Consider the following 19,813-nt stretch of genomic DNA (forward strand, 5'->3'; position numbering starts at 1 on the left):
TAGGGAAATCGTTTCGACATTTCAGGATTATCCCCAAATACATAGGGGTTTCCCCTAGATGAGCAATTTGCGAAAAATGCGATGGGACAAGGGGAATCGAGAAAAGGCGCACTCCCCCATCTGGGAAAGGAAGGTCCCTTCCCAGATGAAGAGGAAAAATCAGGGAGAAATTCCCATTGGCAGGCGAAAGTGCAGAAGGGGCAGGCAACACCACGAACAGCCCGAAAAAAGGCGAATCGGTTTCAGACCTTGCCGGTCTCGGGGGCATCGACCCACAAATCGAGGTCGATAAGGCCGAGGCGCGCCGCATACCGGATGAGTTCGATATTGCTTTGCAGATTCAGCTTGCGCATGAGGTTGGCCCGGTGGTTCTCCGCCGTCTTGGGGCTGATGAAGAGCTTGGCCGCTATCTGGCGGGTTGCCAGCCCCTCGGCCAGAAGGCGCATGACCTCCTGCTCCCGCGGGGTGAGCGTTCCGTACTCCGCGTCCTTGGCCGGGCCGCGCTTGAGCGGAGACTCCATGAGGCTGCGAACCACGGTGGGCGACACGGAACTGTCGAGGAAGTAGTCACCGGCCGCGACGGTCTCGAGGCTCTTCAACAGGCCCTCCGACGCGGATTCCTTGACCACGTAGCCGTGGGCCCCGGCCTTGAAGGCCTCGCTGATGTGTTCGATCTTGGAATGCATGCTGACGATGATCACCCGTGTGCGGGGCGCGGTCTGCTTGAGCTCCGCCGTCAGGTGGATGCCGTTGACGTCGGGCAGCGATATGTCCACCAGCGCGAGATCCGGCCTGTGCCGCCGCACCAGTTCCAGCCCCGCGCGCCCGGTCCCGGCCTCGCCGACTATATCGAACCGGGCATCCCTGCGGATGATCGACTTGAGGCCTTCCCGGAACATCGGATGATCATCAACAATGACTATGCTGTGCTTCCTGTCGTCCACGCTGTCTCTCCCTGAATGGCACCTCGGCCACTATCTTCGTTCCCATGCCGGGCTGCGAGCGCACCACGAGAGTGCCGCCGATGAGCCGCGCCCGTTCCTCCATCGACGAAAGCCCCATATGCCGCTCCTTAAGGGCACTGGCGCGCCGCGCCTGCGGATCGAACCCTTCGCCGTCGTCCTCGATCCGAAGCAGAATGTCCGGCGACGACGAAACGATGCGCACGGCCACATGCGACGCTCCGGCATGATTCACGGCATTTCGCAGCGCCTCCTGCGTGAGGCGGTAGAGATTGATCTCCGTCTCGGGGTCTAGCAGCATGTTCTCCATGCCAGCGGAGGCGAAATCTATGCACACGCCGGTCTTGGCTTGCAATTCCCGGCAATGCAGTTCCAGCGACCGCGCAAGGCCGAACTGATCGAGCAGCGGCGGGCGCAGGTCGTAGGACAGATCGCGCACGAGATTGACCGCATGCTGCAATCCCGCGCAAAAATGATTCAAGCGGTCACGGACTTCCACTGGCAACTCGAAGTCGTCCAAGAGCGTCCGGCTCGCGATCTTGAGGGACAGGAGCGTCTGGGCGACGTTGTCGTGCAGGTCGAGGCTGATGCGATGCCGCTCCTTCTCCTGCGCACGGATGAGTTCCTGACTGAGACGGCGTATCTGGTCGCGCGCACGCACGCTCTCGCTTATGTCCTGCACGGTGCCAAACACCCGCACCGTGCACCCTTGCCCGTCGAGGCGCGGCTTGCACCGGGCATGCACGCTGCGGTACTCCCCATCACGACGACGCATGCGAAATTCCAGTTCGTGGCTTACGCCGCGCTCCAGCGCCTCATGATAGCTAGCCTGCGTGAGGGCCTTGTCCTCGGGGTGGATCATTGCGCGTATCGTCTCGATATCGGGCTTCAGGCCGCCGGACGGAAAACCGAACAGATGCGACACCTCGTCGGAAAAGGTGAACATGCCGCTTGCGGGGTCGTACTCCCAGTTGCCGACAAGGGCGATGGTCTGCGCTTCCTTGAGTTGGGCCTCGCTACGGCGCAAGGATTCCTCGGTGCGCCGCCGTTCGGCGATCTCACGCAGAAGCTGTTCGTTCGCCTCGCGAAGCGCTGCCGTACGCTCGATGACACGGCGCTCGAACTCGTCGCGGGCATCGCGGAGTTGGCGCTGCATCCAGCGTTCCTCCGTGACGTCGATGAGCGAAACGACCACGCGGGCAAGCGTCTGCTCATGATCCGGCGAAACGCGGAAATGGATTTCCACCCGCCGACGCCGCCCCTTGAGCGTCACATGATCAAGCTCGGTATCATAACTGGTCTGCCCCTGCGCAAGAGCCGTGAACTCCTCGGCAAGCACGGCAAAGGACTCCGGGGCGAGCACGCCCCCAAGCGAGACGAGCAGCTGCTCCTTACTATCCGCCTCCAGCAGGGCGAGCGTGGCGCGGTTCACGTCCAGCACCTTCACCCGACGCGCGCACTCCATCACATCCTCGGGATGCGCCGCGAAGTGGGCGCGAAAATCGATCACCCCCGCGGCCCCCAACTCGTCGAAAAACCGCTTGCAGTCCGACAGATCCTCTTCCCACAGCGAAATGGGCGAATCGTCGAATAGGCAGCGGTAGCGGCGCTCCTCGTTTTCAAGGGCGGATTCTACGGCCTTGCGGTCCGCAACGTCACGCACGCTGCCAAGGCAGTATTCGCAACCATCCACCGAAACCAGCGACAAATGGCTCTCCACGGGGATGACACGTCCCCCCCGCGCCCGATACCGCGTTTCGAAGCGCAGCGTCCCTTCACGCCGAAGCCGCTCGACCACGCGCAGGCTATCTTCAGGACGAAAGACCGTATCCACATCGAAGACACGCATACGGCACAGTTCGGCCCGCGAATAGCCAAGCATGGAGCAGATCGTTTCGTTGACGTGAAGGAGCCGCCCCTTCAGGTCGTGTACGTAAAGCCCCTCCGGGGCATGCTCCAGCCCCATGCCGAGCAGCTTCAGGTACACCTCGTAGGGAAGGTACGGGGAACGCCGCTCGCCAAGGGCGCGCATCAGCACGTTTCCCAGACGCTCGGGCCGTTCGAGACCCACGCAGTCGGCCGCGCCGGAGCGCAGGGCGCACACGCCATCCTCGGGGGTCAGATTCCACCCGGCGACGATGACGGGCGGATAAGCTCGCGCAGTGCGCACGCGGCGCATAAGCCCGGACACGTGCACGCCGTCGAACATCGGAGCGCAGAAAATCGCATCCCACGCATCGCGCAGGACGGAATCGAGTGAGCCGACACTGTGGACACGCCCATAGACTGCATCGCACCCGCAACGCATCAGCGCGTCGACGATCAGTCCGGCGTCCGCGGCATCCTCATGAGCGAAGAGTATCCGCAAGCGCTCCCGCATCCCCTCACCTCGCATCGGTCAACTGGACATACAACGGCATGGATTTATTGCAGTATACCCAATATTCGATTTCCGCAAGGCCTCGCCTCGACGAAAAGCCCACCAATGCAGGCGAAACGGACGCCCTGCGCTAGGCATCATCCTGTGCGTCCGACAGGAAAAGCCCTCCCTCGGCGAAAAGCCGCCAGCTTTCGGCAATGGTCCCCGCGGCGAGTGTGGCGCGCTCCGCAAGGCTCGTCGGAATCATGTACTCGTCGTGCGAGTGGTCCCGATCCCCGGATGGTCCCATGCCATCGAGCACCGGACACCCCACGGCGGCGATGAAGTTCGCATCCGACACTCCACCGCGAAACTCCTCGCCGATGGGTAGCCCAAGCCGCGCGGCAACGTCGGCGACAACGCCGAACAGCGCCTCGTTTCCGGGGGTCTGGTCCATGGCGGGACGCCCCTGTTGCAGCAGCAGACGGCTGCGCGTTCCCGGTAGCCCCGGCCTCTCGAACAACCGCAACAGCGCGTCGCGCAGTTCGCCGCCGTCGACCTCGGACATGTAGCGGGCCTCGGCGATGGCCACCGCCTGTCGCGCCACAACATTGGGACCGGTGCCCCCCTCGATCACGCCCACGTTGACGGACATGCCCCGCTCCACGTCGTTGAGCGCCTCCACCTCCACGATGCGCCGGGCCAATTCGAGAATGGCGCTTGGCTTGTCCTGTCCCTGCGCACCGGCGTGTCCGCCGCGCCCCGAGGACTCAATCCGAAACGGCGTGCGCCCCTTGCGGCCGGTCACGATTTCCCCACGCAGGCCGCCGCATTCGAAGACCATGGCAAAGGCGCTACGACGGGCTTCGGCCTCAATGAGCGCCCGCGAATCCGGCGAGCCGATCTCCTCATCGGCATTGAGCACGACGCGAACGGGAATATCGGCAAGCAGCCCGGCATGATCGAGCGCCCCAAGCGCGTACACCGCCGCGACCAGCCCGCCCTTCATGTCGATGACGCCCGGACCGACGATGCCGTGCGCCCGGTGCTCCATGGTCTCGAATTCCCCCGGCGGGAACACGGTATCCATATGCCCGGACACAAGCACCTGTCGCCCGTCCGCTCCGGCCTCGCACGCGGCGTTGGAGGCGACGAGGATATCCCCGCGCGCCCCGCCGTCCACCATGCGCACGCCAAAGCCCATGCCCTCGAAGACCCCGCGCATCACGGCCCCCACGCGGTTCACTCCGGCACGGTTCGGCGTGTGGCTATTGATGCGCACCAGCGTTTCCAGAAGTGCGAACATCGCGCCCTCATGCTCGGCGATGAAGGCGCACATCGTGTCGAGTTGCGCATCGGTCATGCCTTGCGCTCCCCCATGTAGCGATTGAACGCGAAATCCGCGTCGTTGCCGTAAAGGTCCGGGTCCGCATCGGGATAGACGGCTTCCTCGCCGTTCCACGGCTTGTGCAGGAAGACAGCGCCATCAGCTCCGCGCCCGGCGACGTTGTCCCGATGCAGTGGAATCTTGCCCCCGGCAGCGGCGATATAGCGAGGAATGGCATCGCCGGAGATGTTTCCGTACATCCCCTCGATAATGTCGCGCCCCCGCTCAATGGGCACGCGCATATGGGCGTACTGCGGGTTGCGATAGCTGCAATTGAAAACGTAGTACGGGCGCACATAGGCCTCGTGGATCGTCTCGCACAGCTTCCACATCTTCACGCGGGAATCGTTGATGCCGCGCAGCAACACGGCCTGATTGAGCACGGCGCTCACATGGCGGGACAGGCGACGGAACGCGTCGCGCGAGACGGGGGTGATCTCCTGCGCGGTGTTGATCTGGGTGACCACACGCACCGGCCCGCGATCGTCGGACGCGGCGAGGATGTCCAGCAGTTCGGAATCCACGCGCTGGGGGGTGGTGACGGGAACGCGCGTGCCAAGGCGCTTCACGCGCACGTGGTCGATGGCGTCCAGTTCGCCAAGCAGCCAGCGCAGCGTCTCGTTCGGCAGCATGAAGGCGTCCCCGCCGGTGATGAGCACGTCGCGGATGCTGTCGTTGGCGCGGATGTAGTCGAGGGCCTCGGCGTAGGCCTCGCGGGAAAACATGCGGTCCGCGCGGCCGATGTGCGCGATACGCAGACAGTGCGTGCAGTACATGGCGCACATGTTGGTCACCTTCACCGCCACCACGCGCGGATAAAACTGATCCACCAGCCGCGCCGGGGAGTGATCCGAGGCCACAGGCGGCAGCTCCACGCCCACGTTGTCCACCATCTCCGCCGTGGGCACGCACTGGAGCAGCACGGGATCGTTCGCCACGCCCCGCCGGACCAGACTCGCGTAGTACGGCGTCAGGCGCATGCGATAGGTCCCGGTGACGCGCGCCACATCGCGAATGGCGGACTCGGGCAGGTCGAGGCAGCGGGCAAGTGTCTCCACATCGTTCACAGCAAAGCGCAACTGCCCGGAAAAGGAATTCCAATCCTCTTCGCTCATGCCAAGGACATCCCGGATGCGCCGCGCATTGGCGCACAGCTCGTCCCACAGCTCCACCCCACTCGGTGCCTCGACGTCCCTACGGGCAAGGTAATCCGCAACGCGGGGATTGGCGGCCTCGACCACGGCGGCGGCCCGCCCCACGCGTCCGCCCACGGTCACGCCGTGCTCGTCGATAGAACAATGACGCCCGCACAGTTCCTCAAGCGCATCGCGGGACATGCCGAAGGCTTCGAACCCGATGCCCGGACGTCGCTTCGCGTCCACCAACGCCCGAAACAGTTCGACGATGGGGCCGGTACGCTGCGCATCACGCGCGGCGGCGAACAGCCGCCCCACTTCGGCCGCAAGCTCGGCGGGGGCCTCGCCTCCGCCGGAAATTCCATCCAACAATTCGATGGTGAAGGCGTCCATGCCCAACCGCTTCGCGTGTGTCACCCATACCTCCCCTGCGTTCGAGTATTCGCGTCGCCCGCCCGCTCACGCGGCGGGACGCGCAATGGATTCCCGCAGCCGCATGCGGCCCACGGCCAATTCCGCAAGCATCGCCTCGCGGGTTTGCCCCACGGCCACCACGCGGCCAAGAAACGTCCCCGCACGCACGAGCATGCCGCCGCCCACATGCTCGCGCACCACATGCCCGGCCACCCCGCCGCCATCCACGAGCGCGAACAGTTCGCGTTCCGTCATGTGCTGCGGCACGCCTACCTTGGTGATTTCGTCGCGCTCCGTCTTATGGTTCCATGTTCCCCAGAAGAAGCGGGGTGCGGCAAAATGATCCGGCTCCACGGTGTTGTCGGGAAATTCGCCCCGCGTCACCGCGTGGTATTCGAGTTCGAAAAGATTCGCCGCGCCGGGCGGCAGCGTGCGTTCGAGGGTGCAGCAGAACTCCATGGTGGTGCCCTGCTTGCGCGGATTGACCTCGATGAAGTGGATGCGCCCGGCGGCATCGACGATGTAGTCGCACCCGAAGATGCCGCGAAAGCCAAGGCTCCCCAGCCTGCGCCCGACGATGGTCGTCAGGGCGCGCAAATTCTCCTGAATGTCCGGGGGAAGCAGCGACGGATGGCACGAGCCGCGAAAGGCGTTGCCATGCTCGATGGTCATGTCCGCCACGCCGGCGATGTAGACATCGCTGTCGTTGGCGACGACGCCGAGTACTGTGGGGTCGAAAACGTGGGGGATATAGCGGCTCACAAGGTAGCGAGCCGAGGGATCGACGAAGCGGGCCGCGCATTCGGCCGAAGACCGGGTGACCATGCTCGCGCCGCCACCAGCTGAATAGGCCATGGACACGAACACGCCATCCGGACAGGAGGGACGCATCTCCTCGGCGAGACGCAGCATCTCCCCGCAGCCGGTGCAGATACGGTGCTCGGCCAACGGCATGAGACCGGCGAACGCGGCATACTGCCACGTCTTGTCGTTGACGGCAGACACGATGGACGGCTGCGGCCCGACAAGGCTCACTCCGGGCATGCGACAGAGCGACAGTTCCGGACGGCTCTCGAACATCCAGACCGGAAGCTGCCCCTGCCGCGCGAGAAGCCGTTCCACCAGCCGTCGCACGGCGGGTTCGCGCCCCACGCGTGCGGCGAACTCGGCCATGGGCACCCGCATGGACACCCCGCGCCCGGTGGCCCAGCGTAGGCGCTCTGCCTGCGGATTGAGCACCGCCACATTGCCCCAGCGGTAGTCCCCGAGGATATCCGGGACGATGGACACCCACCCCACGCTGCGGCCAAGAATCCGCGACAGGCCCTGCCACACGAAATGATTCAGACAGCAGGCCTTGGCCTCGCCCACGTAGACGAAATGGAAGGCATCCGGATCAAGGCGCACGTTCTGATAATACATGACGCTCCACCATCTGGCATTCTTGCCAGCACAATAGAGCCGAATGCGATTCGGTGCAATTGCAAGTTGCCAACAACACCACATCATCACCACGCACATTCACATATGAAGACAATCCGGATAAGCATTTGCGCTCAACGAATCTTTTTGCTAAATGCTTGGTCATAATCGTCATTGTTGTCTACGCGGACAATCGCAACACGTCTCATCCACTGCGGTCCAGCATCCTTCACGATACAGGAATGCGCGCAAACCACGGACCTTTTCGAGCATCGCAACACATCGGAACTTAACCTTCCATCCGGCAGGAGGCTGCAACATGCGCAAATGGTTCCTACTCGCTCTCTCCCTGTGCGTCGGCATCGCGGCGGCATGCGTCACTCCGGCGCAAGCACAGGCCAAGACGACCTTCGTGACCATCGGAACCGGCGGCATCACCGGCGTCTACTACCCGACCGGCGGCGCCATCGCTCGCATCGTGAACGAAAAGAAGGACGAGTACGGCATCCGCTGCACCGTCGAATCCACGGGCGGCTCCGTCTTCAACATCAACGCCATCATGGCGGGCGATCTGGAATTCGGCGTCGTGCAGTCCGACAGACAGTATCAGGCCGTGAAGGGGCTGGCGGAATGGGCGGACAAGGGTCCCCAGAAGAAACTGCGTGCAGTGTTCAGCATCCACCCCGAGGCCGTCACCCTCGTCGCCGCAGCGGACGCTCACATCAACAGCATTCAGGATCTCAAGGGCAAGGTGGTCAACATCGGCAATCCTGGCTCCGGCCAGCGCCAGAACGCCATCGACGCCCTCACCACGCTCAAGATCGACATCGACAAGGACATCAAGGCCGAAAGCGTGAAGGCCGCCGAGGCCCCTGGCCTGCTGCAGGACGGCAGGATCGACGCGTTCTTCTACACCGTGGGCCATCCCTCCGGCGCGATCAAGGAAGCCACCGCCGGAACGCGCAAGGTCACCATCGTGCCCATCACGGGCGTGGATGAACTGTTCATCGAATACCCCTACTACGCCCCGGCCGAGATACCCATCGAGTTCTACCCCGGCGCGACCAACAAGGAAGACGTGAAGTCCTTCGGCGTGAAGGCAACCCTCGTGACCTCCTCCGAGGTTCCGGCGGACGTCGTGTACGCCATCACCAAGGAAGTCTTCGAGAACTTCGAGAAGTTCAAGGAACTTCACCCCGCATACAAGGTCGTGACCAAGAAGGGCATGCTTCAGGGCCTCTCCGCGCCCATCCATCCCGGCGCGATGAAGTACTATCAGGAAGCCGGATTGATGTAGCCACACGCGCCACGGGCCGGGTGTACTCACCCGGCCCGTAGGCGCATTCCCAAGAACGCGGGGCGAACTCCCGCCGCCGAAGCTCCCGCCATGCTCCCGTTCCGGTCACGGCCCATGCCCCTTCGTACGACACGCGAAACCACACCCCAAAGAAGGAGATTGCGCGACGGATGACAGGCAAGCCCCGTGACGCACACACGACGACGGACGACGAAATCAGGGGTGTCGAATACGCGAAGAAGCTCGCCGAGGCCGAACACGGCCTGCAAAGCGACGTCTACGGCGTAACCCGTGCGCTGACCATGGGCATCGCCATCCTGTGGTCGCTATTCCAACTTTCCATCGCGAGCTGGTTGATTCTCGATACGCTCTACGTGCGCGCGGCGCACCTCGCCTTCGCCATCATGCTCGTGTACCTGAACATCCCCATGTTCAAGTTCACACCCAACTGGCGACCCGACCTGCGCTTCTTCCTCGCCATGCACCGGGTGACCATTCTCGACTACATCCTCGGCATCTTCGCCGCGCTGGCCGCGCTCTACATCGTCATCGACTACGACGGCATCACCATGCGCTACGGCGCGCCCACCACGCGCGACATCATCTTCGGCCTGCTCCTCGTCATGCTGCTTCTAGAAGCCACACGCCGCGTCATCGGCCCGGCGCTACCGGTCATCGCACTATTCTTCGTGGGCTATGCCTTCCTCGGCCCCTACATGCCGGACGTCATCGCCTTCAAGGGCGTTTCGCTCAACCGCTTCGTGGGACAGATGGCCATGTCGTCCGAAGGCATCTACGGCATCCCGCTCGACGTGTCGGCAACCATCGTCTTCCTGTTCGTGCTGTTCGGCACCATGCTCGAAAAAGCGGGCGCGGGGGACTTCTTCATCCGCCTCGCCCTGTGCCTGCTCGGCGGGTTCAAGGGGGGACCGGCCAAGGCCGCCATCCTCGGCTCCGGCCTCACGGGCATGGTGTCCGGCTCGTCCATCGCCAACATCGTCACCACCGGCACCTTCACCATCCCGCTTATGAAAAAGGTCGGCTACCCGGCCACCAAGGCCGGAGCCATCGAGGTCGCCGCGTCCACGGACGGCCAACTCGCCCCGCCCATCATGGGCGCTGCGGCGTTCATCATCGCGGAATACGTGAACGTGCCCTACATCGAGGTGGTCAAGGCCGCGGCCATTCCGGCCTTCGTCTCGTATGCGGCGCTCATCTTCATCTCGCACATCGAGGCCAGCAAACTCGGGCTGAAGGGCATCCCCCGCGCGGAGCTTCCGCCCTTTTTCGCCACACTCGTCTCGGGGCTGCACTTTCTGCTGCCACTCTCCATGCTGCTCTACGAGCTCGTCGTGCTGCGGCACTCCCCGGAACTGGCCGCATTCCGCGCCATCATCGTGCTCACGGCGATCATGCTGGTCCAGCGCCCCATCCGGGCACGCCTCGACGGCGCGCCCGTGCTCCCCGCCATGCGCGAGGGCATGCACGACATCGTCATGGCCATGGCGGACGGCGCGCGCAACATGGCGGGCGTGGCCATGGCCACCGCGGCGGCGGGCATCATCGTCGGTATCGTCGCCCTCGGCCTCGGCGGACTCATCACCCAGATCATCGACCAACTCTCCGGCGGAAACATCTACCTGATGCTCATCATCACCGCCGCGGCCAGCCTGCTCATCGGCATGGGCCTGCCCACCACGGCGACCTACATCGTCATGGCCTCGCTGACCGCGCCGACCATCGTAAGCCTCGGCATGATGCAGGGCTTCATGGTTCCGCTCATGGCAGCGCACCTGTTCTGCTTCTACTTCGGCATCCTCGCGGACGACACGCCGCCCGTGGGCCTTGCCGCCTACGCCGCCGCGGCCATCGCCGAAGCCCCGCCCATCCCAACGGGCCTGCAAGGCTTCATGTACGACATCCGCACCGCCATCCTGCCCTTCATGTTCATCTTCAACCACGACCTCATCCTGCACGGGGTGGACAGTTGGCCGCAGGGGCTACTCATCTTCGTCATGGCCTGCTTCGGCAACTTCGCCTTTGCCTCGGCCACGCAGGGCTGGTTCATCACCCGCAACAAGGTCTGGGAAATTCCAATCCTGCTCAGCGTCACGCTCGTCACCATGCGCCCGGACCTCGTGGCGCAGTGGCTTGGCGTTCCGTACGGGCAACGCTACTGGGTCTACCCACTCGGCCTCGCCCTGTGGGGGCTGGTGTGGCTACTCCAGCGCCCGCGTGCCGCACGCAACCTCGAACTCCGGGACAATCCGGCCTGACGCCCGAACGGGCGGGGAGTCCACAAGGGCATGCCCACGAAACTCGTCGTCACCAAGATGCTGCAATGCGAAGTCTGCGGGGAAACCTTCAGCAGAAGCTACGACCAGTGCCCGAAATGCGGCAGCGAGGACTTCACCGGGTACCGAATGGTCAACCCCATCGCCCGGCTACCCATGGAACTCATCCTCACCGTGGCCGCGCACCTCACGTGGCTGCTCGGCTCCGCAGGCTGTATCGCCTTCCTGTGGAACACGGACACGCCCGATCCGCACACAAACCTACTGCTCGCCTTCGCAGGGTTCGGCTTCCTGCTTCTGTCGCTCATCCTGTCCATCGCGCTCTTCGGCATCGCTGAACTCCTCGGGCGGACGATACGAATCCAACGCAGAGTCAAGGCCTTCGTGGAGGACTACTGGTCGCAGTCCGACTAGCGAAACGCGAAACATCCCGTCAGCAACAGGATTTCATTTGCATGCGCGTCCCGTTCATCTAGAATCGAAGATGAATGTCCACGGACCGAAACCATGCAGGAGACGTCCATGAAGCACGAAGCAGGAACCATCCTGACCCGCAGGCAATTCTGCCGACTGGCAACGGTCGCCGCGCTGACCGTCGGCTCCGGCGTGCTCGCCTTCCCGGCGGCGGCGCAAGACGCCTTCCCCACGCCGCGCCTGCTCTACCCTGAAAGCTCTCTGGAGCCGATCATCTCGGCGCAAACCGTGAGCTACCACTACGGCAAGCACACCCGCGCCTACTACGCCAACACATCAACCCTCACGACGGGCACGCAATACGAAAAGATGAAGCTACGGCAAATCGTCCTCGCCACGCACGACAAGCCCGACCGGCGTTCCATCTACAACAACGCCGCGCAGGCCATGAACCACACCTTCTACTGGAACGGCCTCGCACCGCTTGGCGGCGGCAGGCCCGGCGGGCGGCTCGCGGAGCTCATCGAGCGCGATTTCGGCTCGTTCGGCAGAATGAGCGAGGATCTCGTGGTCGAGGCGGGAAAGGTGTTCGGCAGCGGTTGGGTGTGGCTGGCAATCAAGAATGGCAAACTCGACATCATGCGCACGCAGGGCGCGGGAACGCCCATCACATCCGGCGCAACGCCGCTTCTGGTCATCGACGTATGGGAACACGCCTACTATCTGGACTACCAGAACAGGCGCAAGGAATACGTGCAGGCCCTGCTGCACCGGCTGGTCAACTGGAACCGAGTGACTATGCGCCTTGATCGGATGCGCAAGAAGACCACCGCCTGAAGCGTCATGCGCTCAAACAAAAAACCGGCTGACGGATCGCTCCGTCAGCCGGTTTCGCTTTTCGCAAGGGTGCGCAGGCCTAGTCGCGGCCTTCGCGCTCAATGATGCCCATGATGGAATAGGTGAGCTGCGCCGCCGCGAAATCGCAGGCGTGCAGTCCCTCGATGGGCGCAAGCTCGACCACGTCGAAGCCAATGACCCGACGTCCGCCGATGGCCATACGCAGAAGCCGCTGGGCCTGATACCACGTGAGGCCGCCGGGCACAGGGGTGCCGGTGGCGGGCATCACCGTGGAGTCGAGCCCGTCCACGTCGAAGGTGACGTAGATGTTCTCGGGAAAGTCCGCAGGCAGAAGGGTTTCCGGCATGGGCGACGTGCCGATGGTCCATGCGTCGATATGCGGGATGGACCGCTCGCGCCGGAAGGCCACCTCGTCCTCGCACAGGGCGCGAACGCCCAACTGGAACAGCGGCAGCCCCAGATCGGCCACGGCGCGATGCATGACGCAGGCGTGGCTAAAGGGCGAGCCCTCGTAGGACGCCCGCAGATCGGCATGGGCATCGAACTGGACCACGCCGAAGCTGCCATACTCCTCGCAAAGCGCCCGAAGCGCGCCGAGGGTGACGGTATGCTCGCCACCGAGGACCACGGGCATGCCGCCATGGCTGCGCGCGGTCTTCACCGCTGCGGAGATGCGATCGAGCACGACTTCGGGACCGCCGGTGCAATCCACGGGGCCCTGCGTATACACGCCGCGCCGCGCGGGCACGGAAAAGCCGTCCCACAGTTCGAGCTGGGCCGAGGCCTCAAGAATGGCGGACGGGCCCATGGCCGTACCGCCGCCGTAGGACACCGTCTCCTCGTAGGGGACGGGAATGATATGGTATCGGCAGTCGGCCGGAGCCATCGGCTCCAGATCGTCGGCCATGAAATCAGGATAGGTGCCGCTCACCGCTCGTCTCCTCTAGGACAGTCTGTTCCGGTAGTTCTCGTAGCCGAATTCGCGGATGACGCGCAGCGCCTCGCCACGCCGCCACAGGGCGATGGACGGGAGCTTCAGACCGTTGAAGGTATTGGTCTTGACCATGCTGTAGTGGGCCATGTCCGTGAAGACCAGCCTGTCACCCGGCTTGAGGGCCTCCTCGAAGGAGTATTCCCCGATCACGTCGCCCGCGAGGCAGGAGTGTCCGGCCAGTCGGCAGGTCCACGCCTTCTCTCCGGGCAGGCCGGAACCGACCACGCCGGGCCTGTAGGGCATCTCCAGCACGTCGGGCATGTGCGCGGCGGCGGAGGCGTCGAGGATGGCGATGGGCATGTCGGCCTCGATGACGTCGAGCACCGTGGCCACGAGGAATCCGGTGTTCAGCGCCACGGCCTCGCCCGGCTCCAGATACACGTCCACGTCATAGCGCGTGCGGACACGGTCGATGAGCCTGCACAGCAGGTCCACATCGTAGTCCGCGCGGGTGATATGATGCCCGCCGCCCATGTTCAGCCACTTCATGCCGTGCAGGAACTCGCCGAACTTCGCCTCGAAGGCGTCGAGGGTGCGTTCCAGCGAATCGGAATTCTGCTCGCACAGCGTGTGAAAGTGCAGCCCGGAAATGCCGTCGAGGGCGTCAGGCTCGAAATGCCGACGCCGCACGCCAAGGCGCGAGCCCGGCGAACACGGATCGTAGATCGGCACGGCCCCCTCGGAATGCTCCGGATTCACGCGGATGGAGCATTCGATGCGGGCGGGCGCGGCCTCGATCATGGGCCGGAAACGGCGGTACTGGGCAAAGGAGTTAAAGGAGATGTGGTCGCACAGCTCCACGAGTTCGCGCATGTCGGCCTCGGAGTAGCCCGCGGCGAAGGCATGCACCTCGCGCCCGAACTCCTCGCGGCCAAGGCGCGCCTCGTGAGGCGAGCTGGCGCACACGCCATGCAGCGTGCCCCGCAGAAGCGGGAACACGCTGAACATGGCAAAACCTTTGAGTGCCAGAAGGATTCTGGCCCCTGTGCGGCGTTGGACGCTGTCCAGCACCGCCAGGTTGCGCTCAAGCAGCCCCTCGTCCACGACGAAGCACGGCGTGGGGGGATTCTGCAAAAGCAGCTCTAGAAGATGACCTCTTTCCATGGCAGTCCGTGCAGGTTGAGCTTTTCCATGAACGGATCGGGGTCGAACTGCTCCATATTGAAGACACCTTCGCCGCGCCACTTGCCAGTAAGCATCATCATCGCGCCGATCATGGCCGGAACACCCGTGGTGTAGGACACAGCCTGAGACTGCACCTCGCGGTACGCATCCTGATGATCGCAGATGTTGTACACGTAGACCTGCTTCTCGCGGCCGTCCTTCACGCCCTTCATCAGGCAGCCGATGCAGGTGCGGCCCTTGGTGTCGGGACCGAGGGACGCGGGATCGGGCAGCAGTGCCTTGAGGAACTGCAGCGGCACGATCTCGCAGCCCTTGTACTGCACGGGATCGATGCGGGTCATGCCGACATTGCCGAGCACTTCGAGGTGCTTCAGGTAGTTGTCGGAGAAGGTCATCCAGAAGCGGGCGCGCTTGATGCCCTTGAGGTTCAGGACGAGGGACTCCAGCTCCTCATGGTACATGAGGTAGCACTTCTTCGGGCCGATGCCCTCGGGGAAGTCGTAGCTCATGGACCATGCGAGGGGATCGGTCTCGACCCATTCGCCGCGCTCCCAGTACCGTCCACGGGCGGTGACCTCGCGGATGTTGATCTCGGGATTGAAGTTGGTGGCGAAGTGCTTGCCGTGGTCGCCAGCGTTGCAGTCGATGATGTCCAGCTGGTGGATCTCGTCGAAGTGGTGCTTCTGGGCGTGGGCGCAGAAGACGTTGGTCACGCCGGGATCGAAGCCACTGCCGAGCAGCGCCATGAGGCCCTTCTCGCGGAAGCGCTCCTGATAGGCCCACTGCCACTTGTACTCGAACTTCGCCTCGTCGATGGGCTCGTAGTTGGCGGTATCGAGGTAGTCGACGCCGGTTTCGAGGCAGGCGTCCATGATGTGCAGATCCTGATAGGGCAGCGCCACGTTGACCACGAGGTCGGGCTTGAAGTCGCGGATGAGCGCGACCATCTCGGCGACGTTGTCCGCATCGACCTGGGCGGTGCGGATGGGGCGATCGAGCTGCGCGGCGATGCGCTCGCACTTGGAAAGGGTGCGGCTGGCAAGGCATATCTCGGAAAACACTTCGGGCACCTGAGCGCACTTGTGAACCACGACCTGGCTCACGCCGCCCGCGCCGACGATGAGTACTCTGGACATATCAGTCCCTCCTTCAGGGAAGCGGCTATCGCAAGCCGTTCAGGTAAGTGTATCCACGCAGGCCGTTCTCGAAGGCCTTCATGATGGAGTAGCGATCCTGCGGGGAGATGCGTCCCTCGCGGACGCCCTGCTCCGCCACGTTGCGGAAGCGCTCCAACACCATCTTGGGATCGTACTCGACGTAGGAAAGCACGTCCGCCACGGAGTCGCCATCGAGCTCGCGCACGAAGTCGAAGGAACCATCCTCGTTGATATGGATGGAGGCGACGTTGGTGTCTCCGAAGAGGTTGTGCAGGTCGCCCAGCGTCTCCTGATACGCGCCCACGAGAAATGCGCCGAGGTAGTACGGATCGCCGTTCTTCAACTCGTGCAGGTCGAGGGTGCGCTTCACGCCGCGCGGGTCGATGAAGCGGTCCAGCTTGCCGTCGCAGTCGCAGGTGATGTCCGCGAGCACGACCTTCTCGGTGGGCTGTTCCTTGAGCCTGTGCACCGGCATGACCGGGAACAGGTGGTCAATGGCCCACGAATCCGGCAGGGACTGGAACACGCTCATGTTCGCGTAGTAGATGCTGGCGAGGGAATCCTGAATGCCGGCAAGCTCCACGGTGGGACGCTTCACCTCGTCGACGCGCTGCGCGATTTCCTTGATGATGGCCCAGAAGATCGTCTCGGCCACGCCGCGCTCGCGCAGGGTGCAGTTGCCAAGGCGGAACATCTGGCGGATTTCGTCGCGGTAGTAGATGGCGTCGTTGTAGCACTCCTGGAGATTCTTGAGCGAGATGGAGTTGTACACCTCAAGCAGATTCTCCGTCGGCTCCGGGCAATCCTCGGGCAGATCCACGGGCAGTGCGCGATCCTCAAGACGGCTGGCGTCGAGGATGTTGAACAGCAGCACGGAGTAGTAGGCCACGGTGGCGCGGCCGGACTCGGTGATGATGTGCGGGTGCGCAATCTCGCGCTCGTCGAGGATGCTCATCACCGTTTCCACGATGTCCGCGCAGTACTCGCTCAGCGTGTAGTTGCGGCTGGACAGGAAATTGGTGTGCGATCCGTCGTAGTCGACGGCAAGGCCGCCGCCGAGGTCGAGGTAGCCCATGGCCGCGCCTTCGTCCACGAGACCGGCGTACACGCGGCACGCCTCGCGTAGCGCTTCGCGGATGTCGCGGATGTTGGGAATCTGCGAGCCGAGGTGGAAATGCAAAAGGCGCATGCAATCGAGCATGTCTTCCTTGCGCAGCAGGTCGAGGGCGTCGACCACCTCGGCCGTGGACAGGCCGAAGATGGACAGATCGCCGCCGGACTCGGTCCAGTGACCGCCCGCGCGCGAGGACAGCTTGATGCGCACGCCGATGAGCGGACGCACGCCAAGAACCTTGGAACGGGCGAGGATGAGCGGCAGTTCGCTCGGCATCTCCAGCACGAGGATGCACTTGTAGCCCATCTTGGTCCCATACAGGGCAAGATCGACAAATTCGGCGTCCTTGTAGCCGTTGCAGACGATGCACGCCTCGTGATCGTTCAGGTAGGAAAGGGCCGCGATGAGCTCGGCCTTGCTGCCGACCTCGAGGCCGTGATGGTGGCGCTGACCGTACTGGGCGATCTTCTCCACCACCTGCTCCTGCTGGTTCACCTTGATGGGGAACACGCCGCGGAATTCGCCCTGATAGCCGAACTCGCGGATGGCAGCACGGAAGCAGTCGTGCAGAACGGTAATCTGCGCGTCCAAAATGTTTTCGACCCGAAGGAGCACCGGCAAATCCATGCCGCGATCCTGCAGACCCTTTATGACGTCGGGGATTGAAACGGCGGGGCCGTTTTCGGCAAACGGGGTAATGACGACATCGCCATTTTCGGACACTCCGAAATAACCGCTACCCCAGCTGTTAATGCCGTACAGGTCGGCAGAATGGGTAGCGTTCCACTGCTCAAGCAAAGGCTTCTTGGCCATCTTGCAGCACCCTCCTTGCCCATCGGAAGCTTTCGGGAAAAAAGCCGAGGCAGAGCACAGCCCCCGCCCCTCCTCATCGGAAAGCGGGTGCGCCCTGTTGGTGGCCCGATATGATGGAGCGCGCCTATTATTGGTTTTATTGCAGCAAGTCAATGTGAAAAATACCCTCCTGAAATGCCTGCATTTCCCCTTACCCGATTCCGCCCGCCGCGACCAGAAAAATCCACGGACCGCGGCATCACGGCGAACCTTGGCCCCGCAGGCTTCGCAACCCGCGCCGCCCCGACCTTGGCCGATTTTTCACGATCTGCCTGTTGCCAATGCGCGACTTGGGCATTATCAACTCTACCTGCACCATGGGCCGGGACACCACCCCAAAATCACCCGGCAAAGGAAGCTGCAATGATCGACCAGAAAGCCTACGCAATCGGCATCGACACCGGCGGAACCTACACGGACGCGGTGCTTCTCGAACGGGCATCGGGCCGCGTCGTCGCCTCGGCGAAGACGCCCACCACGCACAGAGATCTCAGCATAGGCCTTGCACAGGCTCTTGGGAAGATCATGGAGGACAGTTCCGTCCCCGCCACGGACGTCGCCTTCGTCTCCGTCTCCACCACGCTGGCCACCAATGCCGTCGTGGAGGACAAAGGCGCGCGCGTGGGCCTCTTCGTCATCGGCCTCGCCAAGGCCATTGATCTCCCGGTCGTCTCCGTGCAGTACGCGCGCGGCGGGCACACCATCACCGGCGCGGAGGAGGACCCGCTCGACATCGAAGCCATCGTGGATGGCGTGGGAAGCCTGCGCGGTCAGGTGGACGCCTACGCCGTCAGCGCAGCCATGAGCTTCGCCAACCCCGCGCACGAGCTCGTCGCGGCCAAGGCCATCAGCCTCGTCGACCCCAAGCCCGTCTTCTGCTCGCACGAGGTCAGCGGCCGCGCGGGCATCCGCGAACGCGCAGCCACCACCGTGCTCCACGCCCGGCTCATGCCCGTCATGAAGCAGTTCATCGACGGCGTGTCGAGCGCCATGGCACAGCACGGACTCACCTGCCCGGTCAGCGTGGTCCGCGGCGACGCCACGCCCATGAGCATCGACGACTCCGTACGCCGCGCGGCGGACACCTTCGCCAGCGGCCCTGCGGCCACGGCATATTTCGGCACAAGCTTCGCCCCCGGCGGGGAAGCCCTCGTCGTGGACGTGGGCGGCACCACCACAGACGTCACCCTCATTCAGGGCGGCAGGCCCACCATCCGCAAGGGCGGTAGCCGCATCGGCGAATGGGAAACCCACGTCGAGGCCGTGGAAATGTTCACTGTGGGCATCGGCGGAGACAGTCAGGTCCGCCTGTCCCGCTCCGGGATGCTCTCCGTAGGCCCGGCGCGCGTGCTGCCCCTGTGCATGGCCGGAAACATACCCGATCCGGAATTATGGCTCGGCGCGGACGACGCCTCGCGCCTCATCACGCTTGACCGCGTGGCGACTGAAGAGGAAATCGCCTCGGACCCCGTGCTGTCGTGCCTAGCCGAAAACGGCCCCACGCCCTACGGCGAGCTGATGCGACTGACCTCCATGGGCGACATCACCCTCACGGCCCATCTGGCCAAGCTCGTTCGCTCGCAGAAGGCCGCCGAAATAGGCTTCACGCCCACGGATGCGCTGCACGTCCTCGACGAGCTCGAACTCGGCGACAGGGACCGCGCAGTGCGCGGCGCGCGCGTGCTGTCCGAGCGCCACGGCTCCGATGTCGAGGCCTTCTGCCGCGAAGTGCTCGCCAAGGCCCGCCACAAGATCGAAAACGCCATACTCGACCACATCGTCCGCCGCGAGGTTGACGGCGGCATGGCAGACTTCATCACCCGCAAGGACGCCTTCTCCCTCGTCAAATTCGAGGCATCGCTATCGATTCCCATCGTGGGCATCGGCGCGCCCGCACGGCTGTTGCTGCCGCAGGTGGCCGAGCGCCTGCACACCGACATCCTTTTTCCCAAACACTTCGAGGTGGGCAACGCGCTGGGCGCAGCGCTTCTCGCCGCAAAGGCCGAAACGGCCTGACAACCGGAGGAC

Annotated in this window: 14 protein-coding genes; 5 read left to right on the forward strand and 9 right to left on the reverse strand. The window is 63.8% G+C overall.

The genetic code is table 11. The annotated features are described in order from the left end of the window. Positions 1 to 242: 242 nt before the first annotated feature. From GGQ74_RS04585 to GGQ74_RS04605, 5 genes are all read right to left on the reverse strand, one after another. Entirely contained in the window at positions 243 to 944 is a 702-nt protein-coding gene (locus tag GGQ74_RS04585; RefSeq protein WP_167940338.1) for a response regulator, read from the reverse strand. Beyond that, positions 910 to 3,342 carry a PAS domain-containing sensor histidine kinase gene (locus GGQ74_RS04590; protein ID WP_167940339.1) on the reverse strand — a complete coding sequence of 811 codons (2,433 nt, stop codon included), beginning with the start codon at positions 3,340 to 3,342 and terminating at the stop codon, positions 910 to 912. The genes GGQ74_RS04585 and GGQ74_RS04590 overlap by 35 nt, the downstream gene beginning before the upstream one ends. A gap of 130 nt (positions 3,343 to 3,472) precedes the next feature. Next, positions 3,473 to 4,684: a M20 family metallopeptidase gene (locus GGQ74_RS04595; protein WP_167940340.1), complete on the reverse strand. Its 1,212-nt coding sequence runs from the start codon at positions 4,682 to 4,684 to the stop codon at positions 3,473 to 3,475. Continuing rightward, positions 4,681 to 6,261: a KamA family radical SAM protein gene (locus GGQ74_RS04600; protein WP_342448577.1), complete on the reverse strand. Its 1,581-nt coding sequence runs from the start codon at positions 6,259 to 6,261 to the stop codon at positions 4,681 to 4,683. The genes GGQ74_RS04595 and GGQ74_RS04600 overlap by 4 nt, the downstream gene beginning before the upstream one ends. A gap of 42 nt (positions 6,262 to 6,303) precedes the next feature. Further along, positions 6,304 to 7,680: an ATP-grasp domain-containing protein gene (locus GGQ74_RS04605; RefSeq protein ID WP_167940341.1), complete on the reverse strand. Its 1,377-nt coding sequence runs from the start codon at positions 7,678 to 7,680 to the stop codon at positions 6,304 to 6,306. Positions 7,681 to 7,999: 319 nt separating this feature from the next. On the opposite strand from GGQ74_RS04605, the gene GGQ74_RS04610 reads away from it, so the two are divergent. From GGQ74_RS04610 to GGQ74_RS04625, 4 genes are all read left to right on the forward strand, one after another. Then, positions 8,000 to 8,977 carry a TAXI family TRAP transporter solute-binding subunit gene (locus GGQ74_RS04610; RefSeq protein ID WP_167940342.1) on the forward strand — a complete coding sequence of 326 codons (978 nt, stop codon included), beginning with the start codon at positions 8,000 to 8,002 and terminating at the stop codon, positions 8,975 to 8,977. A 170-nt stretch (positions 8,978 to 9,147) separates the two neighbouring features. Then, positions 9,148 to 11,253 carry a TRAP transporter permease gene (locus tag GGQ74_RS04615; RefSeq protein ID WP_167940343.1) on the forward strand — a complete coding sequence of 702 codons (2,106 nt, stop codon included), beginning with the start codon at positions 9,148 to 9,150 and terminating at the stop codon, positions 11,251 to 11,253. A gap of 30 nt (positions 11,254 to 11,283) precedes the next feature. Further along, positions 11,284 to 11,685 (forward strand): hypothetical protein, encoded by a 402-nt coding sequence (locus tag GGQ74_RS04620; protein ID WP_167940344.1) that lies wholly within the window; start codon positions 11,284 to 11,286, stop codon positions 11,683 to 11,685. 108 nt (positions 11,686 to 11,793) lie between these two features. After that, positions 11,794 to 12,522, forward strand: a complete 729-nt coding sequence (locus GGQ74_RS04625) for a superoxide dismutase (RefSeq protein ID WP_167940345.1) — start codon at positions 11,794 to 11,796, stop codon at positions 12,520 to 12,522. Positions 12,523 to 12,601: 79 nt separating this feature from the next. Here the strand turns inward: GGQ74_RS04625 and speB are convergent, their stop codons facing one another. Genes speB through speA form a run of 4 tightly spaced genes read right to left on the reverse strand, consistent with a single transcriptional unit; the run spans position 12,602 to position 17,746 of the window. Then, positions 12,602 to 13,450 carry an agmatinase gene (speB, locus tag GGQ74_RS04630; protein WP_167941009.1) on the reverse strand — a complete coding sequence of 283 codons (849 nt, stop codon included), beginning with the start codon at positions 13,448 to 13,450 and terminating at the stop codon, positions 12,602 to 12,604. Between the two features lie 36 nt (positions 13,451 to 13,486). After that, positions 13,487 to 14,641 carry a carboxynorspermidine decarboxylase gene (nspC, locus tag GGQ74_RS04635; RefSeq protein WP_167940346.1) on the reverse strand — a complete coding sequence of 385 codons (1,155 nt, stop codon included), beginning with the start codon at positions 14,639 to 14,641 and terminating at the stop codon, positions 13,487 to 13,489. Further along, the gene (locus GGQ74_RS04640; protein WP_167940347.1) at positions 14,620 to 15,798 is read right to left on the reverse strand and encodes a saccharopine dehydrogenase family protein; all 1,179 of its coding nucleotides are present in this window, start codon (positions 15,796 to 15,798) and stop codon (positions 14,620 to 14,622) included. The genes nspC and GGQ74_RS04640 overlap by 22 nt, the downstream gene beginning before the upstream one ends. Positions 15,799 to 15,823: 25 nt before the next feature. Continuing rightward, on the reverse strand, positions 15,824 to 17,746 hold the full coding sequence (gene speA / locus GGQ74_RS04645; protein ID WP_167940348.1) for a biosynthetic arginine decarboxylase: 1,923 nt from the start codon (positions 17,744 to 17,746) through the stop codon (positions 15,824 to 15,826). A gap of 402 nt (positions 17,747 to 18,148) precedes the next feature. On the opposite strand from speA, the gene GGQ74_RS04650 reads away from it, so the two are divergent. Then, positions 18,149 to 19,801, forward strand: a complete 1,653-nt coding sequence (locus GGQ74_RS04650; RefSeq protein ID WP_167940349.1) for a hydantoinase/oxoprolinase N-terminal domain-containing protein — start codon at positions 18,149 to 18,151, stop codon at positions 19,799 to 19,801. The last annotated feature ends 12 nt before the right edge of the window (positions 19,802 to 19,813 follow it).

The sequence above is a fragment of the Desulfobaculum xiamenense genome (assembly GCF_011927665.1).
Lineage (GTDB): Bacteria > Desulfobacterota > Desulfovibrionia > Desulfovibrionales > Desulfovibrionaceae > Desulfobaculum > Desulfobaculum xiamenense.